At 40.2% G+C, this 21,410-nt stretch carries 5 protein-coding genes; all 5 read right to left on the bottom strand.

Annotated elements, in window-relative coordinates; genetic code table 11:
- Positions 1 to 51 precede the first annotated feature (51 nt).
- A complete protein-coding gene (locus ACXAGJ_RS21080; RefSeq protein WP_474842667.1) occupies positions 52 to 4,977 on the bottom strand; it encodes a glycosyl hydrolase family 8 in 4,926 nt (1,641 codons plus the stop codon).
- An 18-nt stretch (positions 4,978 to 4,995) separates the two neighbouring features.
- Positions 4,996 to 8,325 carry a PKD domain-containing protein gene (locus tag ACXAGJ_RS21075; protein ID WP_474842665.1) on the bottom strand — a complete coding sequence of 1,110 codons (3,330 nt, stop codon included), beginning with the start codon at positions 8,323 to 8,325 and terminating at the stop codon, positions 4,996 to 4,998.
- 132 nt (positions 8,326 to 8,457) lie between these two features.
- Positions 8,458 to 15,423: a PKD domain-containing protein gene (locus tag ACXAGJ_RS21070; protein ID WP_474842663.1), complete on the bottom strand. Its 6,966-nt coding sequence runs from the start codon at positions 15,421 to 15,423 to the stop codon at positions 8,458 to 8,460.
- Positions 15,424 to 15,548: 125 nt separating this feature from the next.
- Positions 15,549 to 17,939: a cellulase family glycosylhydrolase gene (locus tag ACXAGJ_RS21065; protein ID WP_474842661.1), complete on the bottom strand. Its 2,391-nt coding sequence runs from the start codon at positions 17,937 to 17,939 to the stop codon at positions 15,549 to 15,551.
- Positions 17,940 to 17,997: 58 nt separating this feature from the next.
- Positions 17,998 to 21,410: glycoside hydrolase family 48 protein (locus ACXAGJ_RS21060; RefSeq protein WP_474842659.1), on the bottom strand; the 3,413-nt coding region annotated here is incomplete at its 5' end.

The raw sequence follows: 21,410 nt of genomic DNA, 5'->3' as shown, positions 1-21,410 counted from the left end.
CGTGTAACTAGGGGTAGTGCTTGCGAGGTGCCCACACCTCATGTTTATGATCTATCGGTTAATTATTATTTTTTTTCTGATTTGTGTATTTGTTTTATAGTCTACAATTTCTAAAATGTAGATCCCGGATTCTAACCCATCTACAGGTATTACCGTTTGAATGTTTTGTTTTCTTTCTTCAATAAATTTTGTAGTAATGGTCAAACCTGTAAGGGTATATAGATGTAATTGTAACTGAGTGATTCCACTATGTTTTTGTAGTTCATCTTGCAATATATCTACATGAATATAGTTTACCGCTGGATTAGGACTTATCACTACATCCGTTTCTGTCATCCTAGCAGCAGTAGCATTGGTGCAATCTGGAAAAATAGAAGACGTACTGAAGTATATTGAAAATCCTTGCGATTTGGAAACCAAAACAAAATTGCTTCCATCCAATCCTACCCAATAATCTCCGTCAAGTCCAGGAATTCCCGAGGCTGTTATCAAAATTGAAGGTTGTGGTGTATCAAAACTATGGGTTACCTTCGGTAAGAGATCATTCCACCAATTTGGAATACCATTGCTGGTATTCATAGAAAATTGATAAAATCCACTATTTGTTTGGTCCCAGTTTACTTCAAACTTGATAATATTACTTAAATCCGGACCACCATCTCCCAGAACGAATACATTCTGGAAAGCACCGTTGATTGATGGAAGTGCACTATCCAGTGGAGTTCCAAAAGTGCAATCACCACCGCCACTGTTTGCTGGATTTCGGAATACGGAAATCGAATTTGAAAAATCGAAATCCCCAACTAAGGTATTGATGTTTACATTCATAGCTAACCCTTGTAAACCATCTTCGTAACTCAAATGCCAAATAAGACAAGTCCCTGCACCAGCGGTATCAAAATCAACAGATTCAATAGTCGCTGGTAAGCCAAGAATGTTATTTTGATCATCGGTAACCACCCATTGTGAGTTGGCTCCCGTATTACCAACCAACGAAATACCAGAAACATTATCAATCATACCATCTCCAACGGTAAAAGAGAAAGGTCCACCAGAAATACTTCCTCCATCGACTACAGGAGTAGGTGCTGTCCCTCCATCGCAATTAGGTGCAATCACCGAAGTACTGAAGTAAATGGTAAATCCACCATTTTTTGACACTAGCACGAAATTATCGGCGTCGATAGTAGCCCAATACGAACCATCTAAACCACTAAATCCAGAGTCGGTTATGGTAATTTCTGGTTCTGGCGAATTAAAATTCTGGATTACTTTCGGTAAAAAATCATTCCACCAGTTTGGTGAACCATCATTGGTACTCATAGAGAGTTGATACAATCCATTGTTACCTACATCCCAATTGATTTCGAACTTGGTTACATTATCCAAATTTGGACCCCCATTCCCTAAAACGAATACATTCTCAAAAGAGGTATTGATCGAAGGCAAGGGAGTTGCCAAAGGCGCTCCAAAAGCACAACTTACATTTCCATCGGTAACTGTAATGGTCTTGGTGACACTATCTGTTTGACCAGATGTATTCGTCACTACAAGTTTTACCGTATATGTTCCTGGACTAGAATAGGTAGTCGTTGTTATTGCCGTTGTTGCCGTTTCTCCATTATCAAAATCCCAACTGTAGGACAAGCTTTCTCCTGAAGGATCGGTAGACCCAGTACCATCAAAAGTTATTGTTACCGGCGCCACTCCTCCATCTACATTAGAAGTTATTGAAGCAATCGGATTTTGATTATTGGTATCAGGTTTATATATCTTAAACTCTCCTGCCAGATGCATAAAACTCATCATGTACAGCAAACCATCATAATATCGAAACTGTCCTGATGGTATCGACAATTCAAATAGTTCATCCACAAAAGGCCAAATCTTGGCATCTTCCAACGCTAAACTCCCCACTGCATTACAGGCTACCAACCCAGGATTGTGATCTGTATTTCTAGGTGTACCATCGAGTGTCCATAAACCAGGATAATTAGGTTTATCTTTAAAAAAGTCGATCTGTCTATTGATCAAAGGTTGAATAGATGTTTTATTTTTCTGAAACCAGGCAAAATCAAACCCCATATTCATGATATTCCTCCAGGCATCAAACTCAAAATTCGCATGTGTCCCAATATTTTTGGGAGTCCCGTCGAATTCTGAATAATCGGGCATAAGACCTGTTACCGGATGTGCAGCTCTTGGTAAAAGATAGGTTCTACTCACATCTGCCATTTCTGACCAAAGTGTATTATTATTATCCGCATACAATGCCCATATTTCATAAAACCCAGCCAAATGATACGAAGGATCAGTAAACGTTGCCGATGTACCACAAGGGGTAAAAACGATTTGCTTCTCTGTGAGATTAACAAGATCCGTAGGACATTGCCCACTATCCGAACTTGGTTTATTAAGCATATTGTCCAGGATATAATTAGCCTGTCCTCTATAATCAAAGACATCCGTCTGCGGATCAAAATTACCATCAGCAACGCTCCCCCATTTAGCATCAGCAAAGAACAATGCTGTGGCAAAATACTCTTCGCCGTCGGGAGCCGGATTTTGATCAATCATAGAAAAGTCTGTTGTGGTTAACTGCCATGCAAAAAGCCCTTCTCTGGTAGTACCTGGTTGATGCTGACTATGCGTTTTCGCAAACTTCCATAGTTTATCAAATTGTTCTTTCTTATCCAATTGCACACAAATCATCATTCCGTACGACATCCCTTCAGATCGAATATCATTATTTCCCGTATCCAGAATATAGGCCATGTCATTACCCACTTCATAATACAAGCGCTCAGAATTCACATCTCCATTAACAAAGAATTGATTCCATATTTGATCCAGTCTTGTCGAAACTTCAAGAGTTGTTCGCCCAGATTCTACAAACATGTTTCTGTAGATATCGGTTGTAAATGAAGGCTGATCAGGAATAACTGGCGCAGGTCTGGAATCACCATTGCTCACAGTTATTATTTTTTCTGCTTTTGAAGTACTTCCGTTTCCATCATCAACAGTTAACATTACCGTGTAGGTGCCCGGATCTGCAAACGTCATTGAAGGAGTTACGGCGGTCGCCGTTTGCCCATTTCCAAAATCCCATGCATATGTTAAAGTATCACCATCGGGATCTAAGGATGTAGAAGCATCAAAATTAACTTCCAAAGGCGCTGCACCAGAGGTTACACTTGTAGTAAATGCAGCAACAGGAGGATTGTTTGTTGTATCTCCTTCTTTTGTAAAAGTCATTGTAGAGAAGTTAAACGAACCACCATCTATAAATATTCGCATCACCTGCTCTCCTGCATTGAGCGTTACGTTTGAAATCTTTTGAGGGATGTAGCTTGTCCATCCACCTGTAGAAGTTACCTGTTGAATTCCGGTAACATCAATTCCATCAAATTCTAAATGGTAAGCCCCTGTAGATACTGCCGAAGCTACTAGCACATCAATGGTATACGTTCCTGCTTGCACTACATCTAAGGTGTATTCTATCCACTCTCCTGTAGCAGTATATCCAATGTTTCCACCATCACCTCCAGATTCGGTATCCACATCTTCGTCTTGTCGTATCCCGTCACCTTCATTTCCTACGGTAGTATCATGATAGGCAACCACTTCACCACCCAGATCAAAAGAAGTAGCCTTTATTTTTCCTGGGATACTTTGTGGTTGTCCGTTTACATAAGGCACTTGCGGTGGTAACGGTATTGCCGCAAAAACCACATTGATCGTATGATCACTGGCTACATTAGAGAATGTATAGGTATTTATCGCTCCCAAAGAACTTCCATCTACTACCACATCTTCAATCTTAAAGCCCCGATCCGCTGTGATATCAAATATCTGGTTATCATTTTCAGAAACAATAACGTCTCCCGAAGGCGATATACTACCTCCTGTATCGGCTGATGCTACAATGGTATAAGTAACTCCACAAGCGGGAATACCTGGATTTATCATTGATTGCGGAATCACAGAGGTGTTTTGTATAGAATTTATATCGGTTACACATACTTCCTCTGCAAAAGTTGTTGCCCAATTTCCAAACACTCCATCTGTAGTGATATCTAATTCGCTATTGGGTGCTCCACAATCATTATTATCTACAGCTCCCCATGACCAGCTTAACCAACCGATTTTTTCCTCTTCCAATCTTTTGATCATTTCTTTATAAGGAAAACCTTGCCCACAAGCCACTGGAGAAGCTACTTTCTGTGGGCCTTCACCTATGATATAGGGAAGTTCTTTTTGTCTCGCATCAAGAATCATAGCATTAAGACGATCTATTTTAGCTTGATCATCACCATTAGTCCAATAGGTATGTACCGCAAAAATGATATTGTGCAACGGGTCAAATTCTAGTAATTCTTTTCCTCCTTCAAGAAAATAGCGTTCCTGATTTCCGTAGCCTCCACAATCTATCATCAAAGGGGTATCTACTCCCGCATCGCGCAGTTGTGTAATCGCATCTTTGTAATAATTTACCCATTGGGCGGTAGACTCGGATCCATTACCGACCTCATTTCCGATATTAACGATTAACCATTTTTTATACTTTTGAATGGTTGCCAAAACCGCTGGTTTTTTCCAATAATCCAACAATAGTTGAAGTTTACTAAAATCACCTGTGGCATCATGTAATTCTGCTACAGGAACCATTTTATTCTTAATACTATTATTAATTAAAGCATCCAATTCATTTTCTGGACCTTCGGTTGTCCAAACCAATCGTACGGCATTGGATCCTGTTTTTGCTATTTCAGGAAGAATTCTTTCACCTGTTCGGTCCTGAGACCAAACAAACATTTCGTTAACTCCCCTCATTACTATTTCTTCTCCACAAGAAGAATAGATTTTATCTCCTTGGACACGTATCGTATTTTGCGAAAACACTTGATGATTATTCCATACTAAAACCAATAGAGCAAACACCAAAAGTGTTTTTAAAAATTTACTTGGTATATTCATGATTGCTAGTGCTTGGTTTTATTTTATCACTTGTTTTACAATCGTCTTATCCCCTTTTTGAATCCTAACAAAATAGGTCCCAGGACGTAATGCGCTAAAGTCAAATGATGTACTATTGATATCTTCTTGCACTTGCTTTTCCTGGAATACTTTACCGGAAAAATCAATCACCTTGATGTTTGTATTTTTAAAAGATGTGGTCGTATTTACTATTAGCTCGTTTACTACTGGATTTGGTGAGACGATCACTTTTGAAGACGCTATCGTTGCAGAAACAGCAGCAGGTTCTGTACCCCAAATTAGGTTTCCATTTTGATACATGGTAATTTTATCATTCGCCGTGTAATCCAATGCTGTTGCATTAAATGAGTAGTCGTCGGCTTCATCAAAAGGAGTCCAATTTGTTTTGGCAAAACGCCCTTGTATCGGACCAGAATTTTGCGATGCACTTATACTTCCGGCAGCTGGATCAAAGGATATTTCGAGATAATCCATTCCATTGGCCTCTCCAAAAACTCCATTTACAAAACCACTACCCAATTGAGCCCAATCACACCAGAAATTAAGGTTATTATTCTCTTCTGAAGTGAACCAATATCTAATCGTAAGATCACTATACCCTACAGGCTGATTGCTGTTATTTACAATTCTCAAATGAGGATTGATCATATTATCAGCGGTGTTTCCTCGCCCTCCATCTTTATACTCAATAGCTAAATCAGATACCGTTGGCTCGTCGGTAACCGTAATAGTAACGGATGCTATGTCTGTTCCTCCTTGTCCATTATCCACAGTTAATACAACGGTATATATTCCTGCCGAAGTGAATGTATGTGTTGCTAATTCTCCAGTCCCAGTATTTGTATCTCCAAAATCCCAGGTATAACTCAATACATTCCCCTGTGGATCCAAAGACCCTGTTGCATCAAAATTTACAACAAGCGGTGCTATACCAGAGGTCACATCTGCTGCAATACTGGCTATTGGGTTTCCGTCTGTAATCGTTATTGTTTTGGTTACCGAATCATCAAGTTGACCATCATTTACGGTAAGTTGTACTGTAAACGTACCTACCGTATTAAATAGGTAAGAAGCAGTTACTCCTGTCGCTGTATCTCCGTTTCCAAAATCCCAGGTATACGTTAAGGTATCATTATTAGGGTCTGTAGAAGATGAAGCATCAAAATTAATGGTAGCTGGCGCAATAGCGGTATCTGTATCTACTACAAAAGAAGCTACCGGAGGTTGATTAGGATCAGTAACGGTAATCGTAATGGTATCGGTATCGGTATTACCACTAGGATCACTAACTGTTAAGGTTACCAGCTGATCCCCGAATTCGGTAAATTCGTGATCTATAGCAGCTCCTGTTTTGGTGATTCCATTTCCTAAATCCCAAAGATACGTCAACACATCTCCATTAGGATCTGTAGATCCAGAACCATCAAAAGAAACTAATAATGGTCCGTTACCAGATGTGGTACTAGCTGTGATCAAAGCCGTTGGTGTATCTACAGTAGTTCCCGGTTCAATACCACTAATCAATTTCCCGTTAAGGTACAGCGCTACTTTTTCCCATACGGCAAAGTCTTTTTTGGTGCCATCATATGAGTAATCGTTTGCCTGATTTGTTATAGACCAGGTGCTATTTGCTATTTTCGGCTCCATTCTACCAGAGCCATCATTTCTTCCCAATAGCCCTGCAGCAGGATCAAAAGTAATTTCAAGGTAGTACATGTTACCTTCAGTATTTACGATAGTACCTTTAATATTTTCACTTCCGATCATGGCATAATCCACAAAAAAGTTAAGAGGTAAGTCTTCTTCGGTTTCAAACCAATATCTGATACTTAAATCGGCATATGGAACATCGTCTGAAGAATTATTAAATATTCTGAAATGTGGTTTTATGATATTGCTTTCTACCGCAGTTGATGCATCTTTATATTCTAATGTTAAAATACCTTCCCCTCCTATCTGAATATTTCTCGCAGAAGAGGTTTTGGTCACCCCATTTACTCCTGTGGCCACTGCAGTAATCTGGTATTGACCATCTGGTAAATTATTTAAATCCAATTCGTAAGGAGCAAAAACATCTTCTCCTACCAACGCTCCGTTACTAAAGAATTCTACTTTGGCGATTGTATTGTTTTCGTTTAATAAATTGGCTTCAATATGTACCGGACTGCCAGACACAAATTTATCTCCTGATTTTGGAGAACGTAGCGAAAGGTAAATCGCTTCTCCTCCCGACATTTCTTCCATTCGGAGTGCATGTTCTTTGTAGATCGCGACCTCAACATCACCTTCAAAAACCGCGAACTTATCTCTCGGGGTATTATTATCCGGGAACCACCAGAAACCACTAGCGCCAATCTTATTTTCTTCGATAAAGCTATACATCTCTTCCCACCATTCGTAACGTTCTTGTATCTCTACATTGAATTCGCCGATGTATAAGGGTTTTTTGATAATATTATGGGATTCGTCTGCCCATTGTGCCATTAATTGCATGGTTTGCTCCAAAGTAAAGTTGGACCAGCTCTCCCGTATATACGGGTGAGCAGAAGTAAAATCTACATAAGGAGATTCATGAATTTTGATAAAATCATTCCCTTCATCTCCTCCAAATCCATATTTTAATCCGTGTGCCTCAAGACCTGTTCCTAGCAAATGGTTAGGATCTATGGTTTTAATAAAAGCTCCCATTTCGTCTACCCAAGCTCTTAAGGTTTCTGATGCCAAATCGTCTCCAAACCCTTGATATCTGGGTTCATTCATCAGCTCCCAAGCTAGGATGGTAGGGTCATTTCGGTATTCGACTCCATCATAATGGTTTACCCGGGTGATGAAGTATTCTACATAATCCTTATATCCTTCTATAGCAGATCGATTGGTAAAAAACTGTCCTTGATCATGTATCCCTGCTCCTTGTACATCAATTCCTTCCCATTTCAGGCGGTCTTTGATTCCCCCATAGTCGTTCCAGTAATTTTCGAGCGCGACGATTAACTTGATTCCGTTGGCCTCTGCGGATTTTACCACATAATCAAATAGGGAGAATTGCCCTTCGCTGTAGACTCCTTTTTGAGGTTCAAAACCGTGCCAGTCTTCATGACTAAATCCCCATAATCGAACTACCCGTACTCCATTTACATACAAACGCCTCATATGCTCATCGATACGATCTTTATCCATGAATTGAGTTTCGATATCACCACTTGATGATCCGTATGTGAAGAAATCATAAACGTTGGCTCCAGAAAAATAGAATGGTTTTCCGTCTAACATAAATTTATCTCCTTCGGTATAAACAAAACCTGCTGGAGGGGTCGTTTGTGCAGTCATAAAACTGACATTTAGAATCGAAAGAAAGCTCGCTAAGAGTATCTTTCTAATTGCTGTTATTTTCATTTTTTTGTGTTATAGTTAGTTGGTGTTCTTGTACTTTTTTATGCACTGATTTATCATCAGTAAGCATTATTTATATTTCAAAATTTGCTTCACTACAGTAGCTCCTGCATATTGTATTTGCATGAAATACATTCCTGATTCTATACCGTCTGTAGCCAAAGTAATTTGAGATGTATCTTGTTGAACTTGATGGGACTGTATAATTTTCCCGTTAAGATCAATGATGGTAATACGAGCTCCCAGAAGAGTCTTTGCGTTACTAATGGTAATCTGATCAACAAAAGGGTTTGGTGTCATTATTACCTGTAACTTTTTATCATTGTTCGTGGCTTTTACAGCGTTTTCACAATTTGGTGCTGTAGCTGCATTACTGAAGTATATGGTAAAAGTTCCTGCTTTGGATACCATCACAAAATTATCTCCATCTTTTGCTACATAATATGTTCCATCAAAGTTGGTAATACCGGTACCGGAAAAAGTAATTTCTGGTTGCGCCGAATTAAACGTTTGATTTGTGCTATTGGCCATCAAATTCACCCACCAATCCGGAACACCATTATTGGTGTTGATCGATAATTGCCATAGTCCGTTATTTTCCAGACTCCAATTGATTGTAAAATTGGTCACATTGCTTAAATCAGGCCCACCAGTACCCAACACATACATGTTTGAATAGGTACTGTTTTCGATCGTGGGTAACGGATTTGCAAGCGGTGTTCCAAAGGCACAATCATTACCCCCAACAACAGGTTCTTCGATTACGATGTTCTGGGTAGTTGTATCTGAAATACCATTTGCATTAGATACCGTTAGGCTTACTACGTAGTTTCCTGCAATAGTATATTCATGAGATACCGCTGCTCCTGCATCAGAGGTTCCATCACCAAAATCCCAATCATAGGACAATACACTATTATCTGAAATTGTAGAACCAGACCCGTCAAAATTAATGATCGCAGGTGCTGTAGCAATTCTCGCATCTGCTACAATATTAGCTGTAGCCGTTGGAATTGAAGGGTCAGTTACCGTAATGGTAACCGTTTCTGAAATATCAGAATTTGCTCCATCACTAATGGTAAGCACAACCGCATAAGATCCTGTTTGTGTATAGGTATGCGAAGGATTTTGTGCTGTACTTACATTTCCATCTCCAAAATCCCAAGAGTAGCTAATCACAGCATTACCAGGAAATACAGAAGATGAACTATCAAAATTGACTACCAATGGCACAGTTCCCTGGGTTGGTGTAGCCGTAAAATTAGCTTCCAAAACAGGTATGGGATTGGTTACAGTGATCCGCACGGTTTCAGTATCAGCACCTCCCTTGGAATCATTGACCGTAATAATCACATCGTAATCTCCCGCTTGTTGATAGGTATATGCTACTACCGCTCCCGTGGCGGTATCTCCATTTCCAAAATCCCAGTTGTAGGTCAACACATCTCCATCGGGATCACTAGACCCAGAAGCATCTAAGTTGAGCGCTAGCGGAGCAACACCAGAATTTGTATCTACTGTAATGGCCGCAGTTGGAATCCTATTAGGAGTTGGCACATTATTGCCATCCGGCTCCAGCCCCCAAACCAAAGTCCCCTTGTAGTATAAGGTTATCAATACATGGGGTTGTAGTGAGGTTTTCCCTGCATCATACGAGAAGTCATTACCTTGATTGTGCGTTTGGAAATTAGAGTGATGTAGTCTTGTTTGAATAATACCTGACTTTCCATTGGCTGGTAAATTTCCTGAAGATGCATTAAAACCTAATTCAAGGTAGTTTTCTGCTCCTCGAGTTCCAAAAGTCCCTGCCACTCCGGTCACTTGTGCATAATCTATATTGAAACTCATAGGTGTATTATGCTCTGGAGTAAACCAATACCTAACCTTAAAATCGCTTAGTGGTAAACTTTGTGCAGACTCACTTACAATTTGGAATATAGGTTTTAATTCCGAAGTCGATACGGATGAGCTATTATCACTATATTCTACACTAAAATCAGTATCGGGCAGATTATTAAATCGTTCATCTACCGTTATTGAAATTTCTGCAGGATCTCCTGTGATTTCTCCGTTGGCTTTGGCTAATACCAATTTGATGGTATGTTGTCCTTCAGGAAGATTGGATACTGCAATTGGTGCTATCGAAAATACTGATCCTTGCTCTACATCATCAATGAAGTATTTGACATGTTGCCCACCTGGAGCAATATCCCACAAAAATGTTGAGAACTCAATAGAAAAATCAGGGCCTACCAATCCACCATTAGAAGGAGATTCGATGATCGCTGTCGGATTTTGAGGTAAAGGATCATTGGTTACAATTACGGTAATAGTTTCTCCAAGATCTGTTAGAGAATTATCACTTCGTTCCATCTGTAATGTTAACTCATGAGGTCCTTCTGATAGTGCAGTGGCATCTGTAAATTCTCCTTCTGCACCGATCAATCCACGATCACTACCATCGATTCTAAATCGAAGTTTGTATTGCTGCGACGGCAGATCCCAACCTTCAGTTTCAAAATTGATTTGTAAAGGTGTATTGACCAATTGCCCATCTGTTGGGGATTTAAAATATACATCGGGTAATGGTCCGATTGGAGTGGTTGCATCTCCCCCGTGTAATGTCCACAGTACAGCAGCATCAAACATTTTGAGCCCCTGATCGGTAAGCAAATGCATAAACTGATCTCGAAGTGGAAAAGCAACTCTACGAGAAGGAATTGAAATACTAGGTTCATACCCAAATAGTATCGGTTTTGTACCTGCTTTGGCAACCACTATGGCTTCGTCTGAAGGGTTCCCAAATGGCAAACTTTGTGTAATCGAATATAAAGCCGTTTGTATACCAGCTCCTGCAGCCATAGGGTGATCTGTAGCAGTAATGGTTACATTAGTAAATCCATCGGGAGTAATCCCATACCCCGTATTTAACTCTCCACTGGTCATTCTTAGTTTCCCGTACATAAAAGGATTCCAGGTCATTAGTGGGACTCTCGCCCCTTCCAGGTCGTTCCCTAGTTCTCTAGGATCTACAGTAGAGGATACCAAGACCAAATCGAATGGGTTTGCAGATTGTGGACTGGTAGCTTCTTCGTCAGAGAATAAGGTGATTACAAATCCTAATTTTTGCTCCAATCGAGACTTAATTCGCTGGTCTTCACCAGACAAATTATTCTTATCTCCAACCACAAACATGACCTTGATCGTGTTCTTGAATTTGGTATTGATCTCTGGTGTAATTGAGGCTGTCTTTCCATTATTATAAAACACTTTGGCCGCAATGGTATACGATTTCCATATAATCGGTTGCCAAGAGGATTCAAAAGGTGGAGTAGTTACCTCATCTACCAAATCATTATCTACATAATATTCAATCTTTGTAACTCCTTCAATATTGGTGTTTACACTTAGTTTTACTGGATCCGAAGTATCAATTTGAGCTCCATCTTTTGGCGAGGACATTTCTAATTCTTGTGCAGATGTTACTCCAATTTCAGACCCGTCTATTTGTTTAATATAGGCTTCAAGCTGATCAATTTGAGTTTGACTTAAAGAAGATATGTTACCATGTGCATCCCCGGTATTATAGGTGGTAAGAACATCCCTGATGGTCTTTGCCGAACCATTGTGTAGGTATGGAGCTGTTGCCCATACATCTTTTAAGGTAGGTACATCTATCCCTAGCAATTGTTTTTGCAAACGGTTACCACTATTGGCTACAACCGTTCCTACATCATGCAATTTACCAGTGTTACTATCGGTAAAGCTGCTCCCTCCGTGACAGGAGTTACATTTCAGATCTTCGAACAAGGATTTTCCTGCTACCCCTTGTGTGGTAAGAGACCCATCAGGGTTTCGATATGGACTAGGATCAAAGGCATTCAGTGATTCGATATAAGCGGTTAAGGCATCCAAATCTGCAGATTTTCCAGCCTTAGGACTCCCAAGAGATAAGGCAGTAGTTCCATCATTAAAATCGGCATTACTCATAAATCCTTGCCCCTTAAAATGGAATCGGATATCATTCTCAAAATCCTGAATTTCATCAAAATTGGCACTCCAATGCACTCGCCCATGCCCGGTACCTGCTCGTCCAATCAACGAAATTGTATTCCGTAAACCTTCTCCTCTATCTGTAAAATCCCAGGTTCTTCCGTCTTGAGTACCGTCGATATGACAACTAGCACAACTTATATATCCATCAGTACCCATTTTTAGGTCGGCGGCATCATAAAAAATTTGCTTCCCTTTGAGTACTGTAGCACTAAGTTCTTCTTGACTTACTGTAGTAACATCAGATACTTTTTCTAAGGTTGCGGTACCATTTTTAATCATTTGTTCTGCATCAAAAACGGTTACCGATCGATCCATAAAATTCTTTACAAAGAGTCGATTGGTTACAGGATCAACAACAAGTCCTTGCGGTGCTTTACCTGTATCCATTTTTAATAGTTCTATGCCTCGTTTTGGGTCTATTACCACGATCCGATTATTCCCTTGCATGGTTACAAAAAGGTAGTTACCACTAGGGCTAAATAAAGCAGAAGACGGCTGCCCATGATTGTCAATATCCAACCTACTGGGGAGTATTTCGGTACTGGTGACCAAATTGATTGGAGATATTGCTGTTCGAACAACATTATCAAATGTTAGGGGCTGACCGTCTCTTGCCAAACCTCTTAAAATATTATCTTTTTTGGCCACAGACCAGGCCGTTTGATTATTAGGGTGTATTGTTACGCCGGAAATGTAGTTGGGTAATCCTCTACCTGCATTTCCATTATCTTGTGTAAAATCATCAAGAGGCAAAGAAATGGTGTTTTTGAGACTGCGAGTGTTGATATCCACTTCCCAAATTTGCCCTTCACTATCTGGAGATATAAATCGCGTAACTAACAAAGTTTCACCATCTCCAGTAATCCCTAATGCTCTTGGTGTATCCCCGATACTAAAGGATGTACTCACCGAATTGGTTTGCGAAGAAACTTCAATAATATTTCCGGATCCGAATCCAGAAACGAAGCCTTTTTCTCCATCAGGAGTAAAAACCATTCCGTATGGTCTGGTTCCTTTGTCCAGGGCTATTGTTTTTTGTACGGTTCCTTGTGTATTTAGAATATACAATTGATCAGAGTCTCGACAACTCACCCAGGCATTGCTATTCTTATCTATCGCAACACTAATAGGATCTTCACCTACTGTAACTTCTTTGATTATGGAAAGATTATCTGCATTGATAAGGGTCACCGAATTATTATCCGGGTTTACAGACCATACGATTCTATTGATTTCATCTACAGCAATTGGACTGGATTGGGTAGGACGAAGAGCAGATAGATTTCCTGTTACTACCAAAGATTGCGAAGCTACAGCAAATCCTCCGTTGTTATCGCTTACCTGAACCTGAACGGTATAGTTTCCTGAATCTGTATAGGTGTGCGTAACCGTATTACCTACCCATTCGGTTTTTGGAGAGCCATCTCCAAAATCCCATCGATAATTGAGGGTATTTCCTTCCGGATCTGAAGCCTCGGCAACAAACTGAAGCTGAGTTCCTGTAGCAACAGGCGAGGGTTGATCCAAGTTAATCCCAGTAATACTAGGCGACTGATTGGAAGCATCTCCTCCTGTGGTGAAATAGAAAATATATTCTTCCATCCCGTTACCCACGGCATCTTTGATTCCTCCTTCTACAAATTTTACTTCGTACGTAGTATTGGGTAGTAATTTTTCTTTTGGAGCGTAATTGATAACCTGATAAGAGGTTGTGGTTACATCTCCACGTATTGGGTCACCTCCCAAAGGACTTACCTGAATGGTTTGATCATTGAGTGTTAAATCATTTAGCGTTTCATTGATTACAAAACCTATGGTAGTGGTAATAGGTTGATTGATGGCTCCTGCTATAGGAAAGTGATGCCCTACCGAGGGCGGGTTGGTATCCAAACCATCTTGATGTGCAAAAATTGAAGTTTTATCATCTCCACTCGCTACCAAAATATGTCCAATAGGCATCCATTGATTATCGATAAACTGAAGGGTTTCATCACTAGACGGAGGAAAAAATTCCTGTTCGATCTCCATCGTTTCAAAATTGAATTTTACTCCTCTGTCAAATCTTCCGGAAAAACCAAATTCATCCTGAAAAATCATATAACGCCCTAATGTAATTTGATCCGAATGCAAGCTGAATCCTCTTTTTACATCAGTTGGGTCACTAATATCAAATCCAACCAGTGCATCTGGTCCCTGATTTCCACTCATAAATACCAGGTAGTTTCTCCAAAGTTGAATCCCAGTACTATATTGCTCGTGAGGAATATCTCCTCCAAATGAGCCTAAAAATTTGATGTCGTTTGGATCTCCAAAATCAAAAACAGTAATAGCTCCGGTTTGCGGAGCGTAAAATACATAGTTCCCAACTCGGACCACAACATCGGGTACCGCAGCAGACACAGGAATATCATCTACTTGTACTCCAGATCTCATGTCAAAAACACGACTTCCAACAATCGTATGGGGGAAAGTTTCTAAATTATCGTAATTCGCTTGCCCGTCTTGTACCGTATACAAAATATCGGAAGCTGTTACCGGTTTACGATCCAACATGTCTGATAAATCGAGGTATTTATATCCTGTTCCTTGTACTTCGGGCACAGAATATTCACGATAAAACAAATCCCCTTCCAGTTTCCACCAACGATGTCCGTTATTGGCTGCATCACTAAATTGAACTCTTTTGGGTGCTGTAGGATTCGAAACATCCCAGATTCCGGTTCCAGCTTGACCGTTGATCATTAAATAGTTTCGGTGATAAGTATTGATTCTGTCTCCTTCAGGGAAATTGGCAAGAAAAGTCCCTGCTGGCCAGGTTTGTGTTGTCATTTCAGGCCCCTTGGTGCCATCGTACACTTGTCTTACTGACTTTACCACCAGACCGAAGGAAATAAACACGGCGATGGCTATCCACAAGCGATAGTTCGTTTTTTTAAAAAGCATAAGCCAGCTAGCTCGCTTTTTATATGCAGGCTTCATAGTTATGATGAGTTTGTGTTTGCATGGGTTCCTAAAAACCCATTAAGTCTTAAGAGAATGATTAGGTGTAAGGGAGGAAGCTTTGAGCTTCCTCCGCTTTGGTTTTCATTTCAGAATTGATCTATCTATTTTTTAATAAACTGTTTGGTTAAGGTTTGTTTGTTTTGATATATTTTAATGAAATATAATCCTGAATTGAGTTCGGAAATATCCATTGTCATTTGTTTTGTGGCTTTATCTATAGTGATTGATTTTATCACTTTCCCCGTCATGTCGATAATAGTAATCACACTACCTAGCATGGATTCATTTCTAGAAATGCTGATTTGGTTGATCACCGGATTTGGAAAAAGTTTTATATCCGTAAATCCAATAGCTTTACTAGCACTTTGACAAACAGGAGGGGTGCCACTATTGCTAAAATAGATGGTAAAGTTTCCTGTTTTGGATACCATAACGAAGTTAGTGCCATCCATAGTCACGTCGTATGCTCCATCAAGGTTGGCAAAACCAGTTCCTGAAAGCGTAATTGAAGGTTGTGCACTATTAAAAGTTTGACTGGTAGTGTTACTCAACAGATTATTCCACCAATCTGGCACACCATTACTGGTATTCATAGAAAATTGCCACAATCCGTTATTCGTCAGGTCCCAATTAATAGTAAAATTGGTTACGTTACTTAAATCGGGGCCTCCATTACCAAGTATATGTGCATTGGAGTATGAACTATTTGCAATCGTTGCTAATGGATCGGCTTGAGGTGCCCCAAAACTACAATCTCCACCTGGTGGATTTGATGTTGTAATTGTAACCGAAGTGGATGCGGTATCCGACACTCCATCAGGGTTAGTAGCAGTTAATGTTACCGTGTAATTTCCTGCTGCCGTATATTCGTGAGCCACCGTAGCACCACTTCCTGTACTCCCATCTCCAAACACCCAAGAATAGGTTAATGTACTACCATCTGAGCTTGAAGATGCAGATCCATCAAAAGAGATGGTCACTGGAGCAACTCCTCCTGTACTACTTGCTACTATATCCGCTGCAACAGTTACCGGAGTTGTATTACCCACTGTAATGGTTGTGTTTTGAGTATCGTTTAGAGCTCCATCGCTTACGGTAAGTGTAACCTGATAAGTTCCTGATTGAGTAAACACATGAGAAATTCCAGCTCCTGTAGCTGTGGTACCATCACCAAAATTCCAGGAATACGACAGTGTATCGTTATCAGGATCAGAAGATCCTGAAGCATCAAATTGCACCGTTAAAGGAGCATCTCCCGAAGTAATATCTGTAGTAAAACTTGCTACTGGTGGTCGATTACCGTTTCCTCCTACCACATTAGGAATAAAAGGGGCGAAATGCGGTCTTAATACATCCATTTTCCATTCGTTTACTGTAGACCAATCATCTGCCAGAATACCTCCGGTATCTCCAGAATTAGGATTCATGGTCCAAAATGTCCAGGAATAGATATCTCCCATAAAATTCACCCACTCCGTAAACCAGGTAAACGCAATCCCATTGAAAGCATCCTGATCTTTAATACCAAATTCTCCAACAAAAATGGGAGAAGTTTCGTTTTCGTATAAATAGTGGAAATGATCTCTCCAGATCTGAGGCATATTTTGAGGAAAATTAGAAGCAGTAAACCAATCCTGTGTGGCTACTTCTGGTCCATACTCATGAGCAGAGTACATCAATTTACTTGGGTCTGATAATTGAACTGGGTACTGTTCTGCCCCCATCAATTGGCCTCCCCACCAGTAGGAATCTCCTTCAAATTCTCCTACACCTTCTACAATGATTAAAACGTTAGGATTCACTTCCAAAATGGCATTTCCACATCGTTCGGCCGCTTTGTTCCAGTCGGTAGCAGGGTTGCTATTTCCCCAGGAAGAACCATGAGGTTCATTGTTTAAATCCATACCCACTACAGCAGAGAAATTTTTATATCGTTCTGCCATAAATAACCAATCGTTGATCCAACGCTCTTCAGAATATTCATCGGTATACCAAAAAGCCTCATTTAAGAAGCCATCGGCTGCACGAGAGTGATTATCCAGTACAATTTTTATATCATTATCCTGACACCATTGTACAATTACATCCATCAACTCTATTGGTGATTTGATATTGGTTTCAACTTCATTCATAGGAGAAATACCCGTGTAGGGATCACTTCCATATGAAGGTATATCAATAGTAGCTCCCGGATTTAGCATTTCATTACACCACGGTACTCGAATCGTATTAAATCCCAAATCTTTGATCTGCTGAAGGACACTTTTGGTATCTCTAGTCCATATTCCATGAGGCATATAAAGTGAGGTCTCAAAACCAAACCAATTTACCCCGGTTAGACGTACTTCTTTTCCTGTGCTATCATACAGCTTATTTCCTGAAACATTTAGGAAATTTTGTTGCTGTGCAAGCGTATTATTAGTAGAAAAACCTATACATAGTACTCCTAATACTATCAAGGCTTTCTTTAAAAATCTAGTAAAGTTTTTCATGATATAAATAGTTAAAAAGAGAGAGGCGAGCAAACACCTCTCTCTTATATTCATCCTATTATCGAGTTATAATGATTTTCTTTCTGGTTTTTTGATTCGTATTAAAATCAAGGATTTCTAATACATACAATCCAGAAGGCAATCCATTTACATCCATGCGAGTTTGTTTCTGATAGTTTTCTACGTACTCCATTTTGATAACGTTTCCGGTAAGATCCACTAATCTCAAACGCACATTTTCAAGTCCTTTTTTGGTAGAAACATCGATAAAACTTTTTGCCGGATTAGGGCTAGCGGTAACATCGATTTCTTTTACTACCTGTACAGATCCTGCAGAAGTATCGTTAGCAAAGAAGAACCCATATTCTGCATTGGCAAGAGCCACTTCGATTTGTGCCCAACTTCTGTGGTAGCGTTGTGTATATTCCTGACCAGCATTATAGGCCGTTTCTAGTCTTGCAAACTCAGGATCATTTCTTAAATCTGATCTGATATCTAAGAAAGACACTCCAGGCTTAATTTCATCTCCATTTGGCATCGTTCCTGTAAATCCGTTTGGAACGAATACTTCTTGTTCGAAGATTCTGGCAAAATCACCGCGATCTTCTACTGATGAAACTCCTTTTTCGTCACGATATGTCACCCACATTCTATCCAACACTTCTTTGGCCAAGTCTCTAGCTTCAGTATCTAAAGTAGCATATTTGCGAGTTGCAGCAGCATAGTAAATCAAGGCTTTTGCCATAGAAGCAGCTACCCCAAGATCTTGTCCGTAATCAGTAACTGTAACACTTAAGTTATTATTAGCCCCTGGACTTGCTGGATCCCAAGTATCAGGCTCTCCAGTCCATTCTAAAGTAGCAGGGATTTCAAAGTCATCACTTCCGATTAATCGAACTTCGCTTTTCACCCAAGTTGCCCATTTGTCCATTAAGTTTTTGGCCATTGGATCGTTGGTGATGTAGTAGTACTCTGCCACTCGCTCCATAGACCAGGCTTGCCATCCAAACCAAGTACCACTACCTGGATCTTCGTATACTGGATTGTCATCATAGGCCATATCATAGAAAGTTGATTTACCAGCAGGATATGGACTGTAATCTCCATTCCAACTATTGGTTGCTCCACCGGCAATTGCTCCTTCTTTTGATTGTAACCAGGTATAAAACTCCATTTGTCTCTTCAAACTCTCTGTCCAGTCTCTAACTCCATTTTGTGAAGTTGGTTTTAACTCATCTACCTGAGTTAGTGCATAAGCTGCAACTGGGTTTTGATATCCAAAGTGACAGTGGCTAGAACTAATTCTAAATGCCCATTGTGAAGCAGGATCGGCAGAACCACCCCAAGACATGTACCACGACATTAAATAGTGAGCACTGTCGTATCCAGATCCCGCTCCACTGGTTGCACTTTGCACACCTAGAGGCTTGAAATATTTATCAAACATTGAGATTCTTAGGTAATCTCCCATCTTGATTGCTTTGTCTAAGTCTAAAGACGAAAGGCTTGTACCTTGTTCTTTGGCATATACCTGAGCCCAGTACATTGCTTGTACCGCTCTGGCATCTGCATCAGGAGCACTTGTATATCTCCATTGCTTTGCATAATTCTGATCTAGAACAAAAAGTGGTAAGTATCCACTTGGTCCTCCCCAATCAAAACTCTCCCAAGAAGGGTGTGGTACAGTTTCGTATACAGACTCTTGCTCTCCTCTTTGGAAAGTATTGATGTATGAAGGCGTACTCACACCATCACCTCTGTTTCCGTATCCATAGAAGTTATCATTATCTAACAACCAGTGCATCTGATATATATCTGGCCCATAGGTTGCTGTTAGGTCTGAAGATACTGGATCTGCTCCTACTGGCGCACTAAATTCTAGTGGAGCCGGATAATCGCTAGGTAAAGGGAATTCGCTTGCATACGCAGCCGGAGATGACGGATTGTAAGCCGCGTTTGTTGGCTGATCTGCAGTAGTTGGAATAATAAATTGTTCTATTTTATTCCAAACATTGTTCAATGGAGTCCAGTCTCCTGTTACACGTCCATTCATTACCTCAAGCCATAACCAGTATGAGTACAACTCACTTGTAGACTCGTGTCCATGGTCTGGTGCTTCTACAATTAATGTTTCTATTGAGTGGTGTGGAGAACCATCTGCACTGAAATATCCATTGGCAGGATCATAGAACTCATTTCTCATTTCTATAAAACGATCAACATACTCATTATCTCCTGTTGGTGGATTGATAATGATATCCCCATCGGTAACGGTTATTGAAATTATGGCTTGATCTTGTCCGTTATTACCGTCATCTACTGTTAAGGTAGCCTGGTAATTCCCCAGAGCAGTAAATGTGTTATCTACCGTTACACCAGTTCCTGTGTTTCCATCTCCAAAATCCCAGGTATATGTCAATGCGTCTCCATCGGCATCAGAAGATCCAGAAGCATCAAAAGATACTAGCAACGGCGCTTCTCCAGAAGTTGGTGTTGCAGAAATATCAGCAACTGGATTTGTATTTCCTCCTGTATCACCACAAGTTGGTGCTGTAGCAGAAGTACTGAAATACAATGTAAAACCTCCTGTTTTGGATACCATTACGAAGTTTCCTTGATCTTCGGCAACCCAATAATCACCATCTAATCCTGTTATACCTGTTCCAGAGAAAGAAGCTTCTGGACTTGCTGTATTAAAACTATAGGTAAGACTACTTCTTAAATCCACATACCAATTAGGTTGACCGTTGTTGGTATTGATTGCAAAAACGTACAATCCATTATTCGCCAAATCCCAGTTGATATTAAACTTGGTTACGTTATCTAAATTTGGTCCTCCATTTCCTAGCACATAAATGTTTTCGAATTCTGCATTAATAGCTGGTAATGCATTTGCTATTGGAGTTCCAAAAGAACAATCTCCTCCTGTAGATACAGGATTTCTTACCACTTCGATACTATTTGACAAATCGAAGTCTCCGGCTAAGCCAGCAAGGGTTCCATCCGCAGCAAGACCTGTAATCGTTCCATTATAACTTAGGTGATAAATAAAACAAGATCCAGCACCAGCACCATCAAAATCAACAGCCTCTGGTGTAGGAGGCAATCCTAGTATTTTTCCTTGATCATCAGTGATTACCCATTGACTAGTTTCTCCAACATTCCCTGTAAGGGTTACTCCTGAAACATTATCAGCAATACCATCTCCTACAGTAAATGCAAATGGACCACCAGCAATGGTTCCTCCGTCTACGGTTGGTGTAGCTATAGGGTTTCTTACGACTTCGATGCTGTTTGACAAATCGAAATCACCAGCCAAACCAGCAAGAGTTCCATCAGCAGCAAGACCTGTAATGGTTCCATTATAACTTAGGTGATAGATAAAACAAGATCCAGCACCAGCACCATCAAAATCAACAGCCTCTGGTGTAGGAGGCAATCCTAGTATTTTTCCTTGATCATCAGTGATTA

Source organism: Aquimarina sp. AWH4_224 (assembly GCF_056160245.1).
Note: the sequence above shows the minus strand (reverse complement) of the source record. Positions and strands in the feature narration are given on the sequence as shown.

What these genes read in the sequence shown, in the direction of transcription:
- ACXAGJ_RS21070 (WP_474842663.1), bottom strand. Translation starts at nt 15,423, where the DNA reads ATGAAGCCTGCATATAAAAAGCGAGCTAGCTGGCTTATGCTTTTTAAA.
- ACXAGJ_RS21065 (WP_474842661.1), bottom strand. Translation starts at nt 17,939, where the DNA reads ATGAAAAACTTTACTAGATTTTTAAAGAAAGCCTTGATAGTATTAGGA.
- ACXAGJ_RS21075 (WP_474842665.1), bottom strand. Translation starts at nt 8,325, where the DNA reads ATGACTGCACAAACGACCCCTCCAGCAGGTTTTGTTTATACCGAAGGA.
- ACXAGJ_RS21080 (WP_474842667.1), bottom strand. Translation starts at nt 4,977, where the DNA reads ATGAATATACCAAGTAAATTTTTAAAAACACTTTTGGTGTTTGCTCTA.